This is a genomic window from Micromonospora sp., assembly GCF_048594385.1.
Taxonomy (GTDB): domain Bacteria; phylum Actinomycetota; class Actinomycetes; order Mycobacteriales; family Micromonosporaceae; genus Micromonospora; species Micromonospora wenchangensis.
Window position 1 is genome coordinate 1 of the sequence record NZ_JBMDWU010000298.1, and the last position, 4,852, is coordinate 4,852.

The 4,852-nt window shown below is 76.1% G+C and carries 2 protein-coding genes; both read left to right on the top strand.

Going from position 1 to position 4,852, the window contains the following annotated elements; translation table 11 throughout:
• Positions 1-1,715: SDR family NAD(P)-dependent oxidoreductase (locus tag ACOJTC_RS15940; RefSeq protein ID WP_420117464.1), on the top strand; the 1,715-nt coding region annotated here is incomplete at its 5' end.
• A 52-nt stretch (positions 1,716-1,767) separates the two neighbouring features.
• The coding region (locus ACOJTC_RS15945; protein ID WP_420117465.1) for a beta-ketoacyl synthase N-terminal-like domain-containing protein at positions 1,768-4,852 on the top strand (3,085 nt) is incomplete at its 3' end.

A 4,852-nucleotide genomic window follows, 5' to 3' on the forward strand; every position in this document is an offset into this window, starting at 1 on the left:
TCAAACGCGCCGAGGTCGCCGGCGAGGTCGCCCAACGCCTCTCCCTCAGCGTCGAAGGCGACGAAAGCGAACTCGAAGACCTCGTCAAGGCCCGCACCGTCCGCGCCATGGTCACCTGGCTCGACCAGAAGATGAACACCACCGTCACCGCGACGGTGACCGTCGCCGCGCCGGCAGCCGTGCCCGCCGCCCCGCCGGCGAGCGTCGCCGCGCCGGCCGCCGCACCCGCCGCGTCGCCCGCGCCGACCGAGGTCGGGGTGGGGATCGCGCCGAAGCGGCTGGTCGCCCGGGAGAGCGTCCAGCCCGGGCAGCGCGTCGACCCGGGCACGCTCGCCGGGATGCGGTTCCTGATCACCGGGGGCGGACCGGTCGGGGCGTACCTGGCGGAGCTGCTCGGCGCGCACGGCGCCGGCGGCCAGCTGGGGGTCCTCGACAGCGAGCAGGCCGACCAGGGCTTCGACGGCGTGCTGGTGCTCGACGGGCTGACCAACCTCGACGAGCCGCTGCTGCCCGCCGTGTTCCCGCTGCTGCAGCGGGCCCTGGCCACCGGGCCGCGCTGGCTGCTCGCCGCCGGGGCGCAGGGCGTCACCGGCGCGGCCGACGGCATGCCCGGCCTGTTCCGCACGATCGCCCGCGAGTACCCGGGGCTGACCGCCCGGTTCGTGGCGGTGGACCCGGCGGCGACGCCGGAGGTGCTGGCCCGGCAGCTGCTCGACGAACTGCTCACCGCCGCCGACGCCCCGGTGGTCGCCCGGCGTGGCGACGACCGCTACGTCGCCGACCTGGTTCCGGTCGAGCTGGGCGCGCTGGCCGCCGGGGGTGCCGGACCGGCCGGCGACGGGGTGTCCGAGGCCGCCGCGATCGGGTTGGAACGCGACTCGGTGGTGGTGCTGGTCGGTGGGGCGCGGGGGATCACCCCGTGGTTCGCCCGGGCGCTCGCCTCGGCCAGCGGCTGCCGCATCGAACTGGTCGGCCGTACCCCGCTGCCGTCCGGCCCGGAGGACCCGGAGCTGGCCGCCGCCACCGACCGCGCCGCGCTGGTCGGGGTGCTGGCCCGGCGGGGGCTGTCCTCGCCGGCCGAGATCTCCCGCACCGCGCAGGCCGTCCTGGCGGCCCGGGAGGTGACCGCGACGATCGCCGAGCTGACCGAGCTGGGTGGCGAGGTCCGCTACCACGCCCTCGACGTCCGGGACGCGGCGGCGACCCGCGCGCTGCTGGCCGCGATCCACGCCGAGTACGGCCGCCTCGACGGGGTGGTCTACGCCGCCGGGATCATCGAGGACAAGCTGATCGCCGAGAAGGACCCGGCGTCGTTCACCCGGGTCTTCGACACCAAGGTCGACGGGGCCCGGGGGCTGCTGGCCTGCCTCGACGCGCTGCCCGGCGCGCCGCGGTTCCTGGTCTTCTTCGGCAGCATCGCCGCCGCCTACGGCAACCGGGGGCAGGCCGACTACGCGGCGGCCAACGACGCCCTGGACGCCATCGGCACCCGCTACGCGGCCCGGACCGGGGTGCGCACCGTGACCGTCCACTGGGGGCCGTGGGCGCCCGGCGTCGGCCACGGCGGCATGGTCACCGCCGAACTGAGCCGCGAGTACGCCCGGCGCGGCATCGGCCTGATCGACCCGGAGGAGGGCGCGCTGGCCCTGCTGCGCGAGCTGGCCTGGGCCGACGCGTCGGTCACCTCGGTCGTCTACACCGCCTCCGGGTGGTGAGGGTGTCGATGAGCCGTCCCGCCCCCACCCGCCCCATCCGTCGGAGGAACCGATGAACAACGGCGCCGCTGCGCCCGGCCAGATCGCGATCGTGGGGATGGCCGCCCTGATGCCCTCCGCCGGCAACCTGGAGAGCTACTGGCGCAACCTGATCGGCGGGGTCGACGCGATCACCGACGTCCCCACCCACCGCTGGGACGAGGAGTTCTACGACCCGGAGCAGTCCCACCGGGCCGACCGGATGTACTGCCGGCGCGGCGGGTTCGTCGACGAGTTCGCCACCTTCGAGCCGCTGCGGTTCGGGGTGATGCCCGCCTCGGTGGGCGACATCGAGCCGGACCAGCTGATCACGCTGGAGGTGGCCGCCGCGGCGATCGACGACGCGGGCGGCGGCGACCGGCTCCCGGCCCGCGACCGGATCGGCGTCATCCTCGGCCGGGGCGGCATCCTCAGCCCCGCCCAGGCCCGCTACGCCCAGCGGGTGCGGATGTCCAGCCAGGTGGTCAGCATCCTGCGGGAGCTGATCCCCGACGTCGACCCGGCCCGGTTGGAGCTGCTGCGCAAGAAGTTCGACGAGCGGCTCGGGCCGTACCAGCCGGAGGGGACGATCGGCCTGGTGCCCAACCTGGCCGCCTCCCGGGTGGCCAACCGGCTCGACCTGCGCGGCCCGGCGTACACCATCGACGCCGCCTGCGCCTCCTCGCTGATCGCCGTGGACCAGGGCATCACCGAACTGCTCAACGGCCGGTTGGACGCGGTGCTCGCCGGTGGCGTGCACCACGTGCACGACATCAGCTTCTGGTCGGTGTTCAACCAGCTCCGGGCGTTGTCGCGGCGGGGCGAGATCCGACCGTTCGACGCCGCCGCCGACGGGCTGCTGATCGGTGAGGGCACCGGCGTGGTGGTGCTCAAGCGGTACGCCGACGCGGTGCGCGACGGCGACCGGGTCTACGCGGTGATCCGGGGCAGCGGGGTGTCCAGCGACGGCAAGTCGGCGAGCATGTTCAACCCGGCGGTCTCCGGTCAGGTGCTGGCGATCCGCCGGGCCTGGGAGTCCGCCGGGCTCGACCCGACCGCCCCGGACGCGTTGGGGCTGCTGGAGGCGCACGGCACCGGCACCCCGACCGGGGACGCCGCCGAGCTGACCACGGTGGCGGAGGTGTTCGGCCCGTACACCGGTGGGCCGCGCCCGGTGATCGGCTCGGTGAAGTCGATGATCGGGCACACCATGCCGGCAGCCGGGGTGGCCGGCCTGATCAAGGCCGCGCTCGCGGTGCACCGGGGGGTGCTGCCGCCCACCCTGCACTGCGAGACGCCGCGCAAGGAGATGGCGGCGACCCGGTTCGCGCCGATCGACACCGCCCGGCCGTGGGAGAGCGACGGCCCGCGCCGGGCCGGCGTCAACGCGTTCGGGTTCGGCGGGATCAACGCCCACCTGATCATCGAGCAGGCCCCGGTGTCGGTGGGTGAGCCGGTGGTGGGGCTGACCGCCCCGGCCGCCGGTCGGGCCGTGGTCGACGAGCCGGACCAGGTGCTCTGGCTGGCCGCGTCGGATCCGGCCGGGCTCGCCGACCTGCTGGACCGCGACGACCAGGAGGTACGCCGCATCGGCGTCGAGCTGGCCGCCCGCTCCGGTGGGGACGCCCCGCCGCAGACCCGGCTGGGCATCGTCAACCCGACGGACAAGCTGCTCGCGGTGGCCCGCAAGACGGTGGCCCGGGGGCAGGCGTGGCGGGGCGGGCGGGACATCTGGTTCAGCCCGCAGCCGCTGCTCGGCCCGGGGGCGGGCAAGCTCGCCTTCGTCTTCCCCGGCCTGGAGGCGGAGTTCTCCCCCCGCACCGCCGACCTGGCCGCCCACTTCGGTCTGCCGGACCGCGAGTGGTCTGCCGCCGACCTGGGCCGGCACGGCGCCGGCCTGATCGAGGTGGGCAAGCTGCTCGACACGGCGCTGGCCCGGATGAAGGTACGGCCCGACGCGGTCGCCGGGCACAGCATCGGCGAGTGGACCGCCGCCGCGGTCAGCGGCCAGATCAGCACCGCCGCGATGGACGAGTTCCTCGACCTGTTCAACGCCGACTCGGTGGAGGTCTCCGGGTACGTCTTCGCGGCCGTCGGGGCCGGCGCGGACCGGGTCGCCCCGCTGCTCGGCGACTACCCGGGGGTGGTGCTGTCGCACGACAACGCCCCGGCCCAGTCGGTGGTCAACGGCCCTGAGCCGCAGGTCGACCGCCTCGTCGAGGCGCTGCGTACCCGCAACATCCTGTGCCAGAAGCTGCCGTTCCGCTCGGCGTTCCACACCCCCGCCTTCGCCGACGGGCTCACCTCGATCGGCGCCGCCCTGGGCCGCTGGGAGGTGCACCCGACCCGGATGCCGGTGTGGTCGGCGACCCTGCACGCGCCGTTCCCCGCCGACGAGGAGGAGGTCAACCGGATCTTCGTCCGGCACATGATGGAGCCGGTCTGGTTCCGGCAGACCGTCGAGGCCATGTACGCCGCCGGGTTCCGGGTGTTCCTCCAGGTCGGCGCGGGGCAGCTCGCCTCGCTGGTCGGGGACAACCTGCGCGGGCGCGAGCACCTGGCGATGCCGGTGAACACCGCGCACCGCAGCGGGTTGAACCAGTTGCGCCGGGTCGCCACCGCCCTGTGGGTGGAGGGGGCGTCGCCGGACCTGGGGGCGCTGTCCCCGCGGGGCACCGCCGCACCGGCGGCCACCGCCGGCCGTAGCCCGGCCACGGCCGGTGCGGACGGCCCGGCGAAGGCCGCGCGGCGTGGGCCCCGGGTGAAGCTCGACCTCGGTGGGCCGCTGGTCCGCCTCGGCGCGGACGCCGCCGGCCTGCTCGGGGTCACCGTGGCCGACGGCTCGGCGGCCACGCCGGGCGTCGGCGACGGCGTCGCCCGTCCGGTCGCCGCCGGGACCGGCCGGCCCGGATCGACCCCGGCCGCGGCAGCACCGCCGGTGACCCGGCCGGCGGTCGTGCCGACGCCCGCCGTCGCGCCGACCCCCGTGCCGGCCGCGACCGTCGCGCCGGCCCCCGTGCCGGGGACGGCTGTCGCCCCGGCCGCCGTGCCGACGGCGACCGCTGCGCCGGCCGCGACGCCGGTGCCCGCCGCGCGGGTACCCGGGCAGCCCGGGGTGG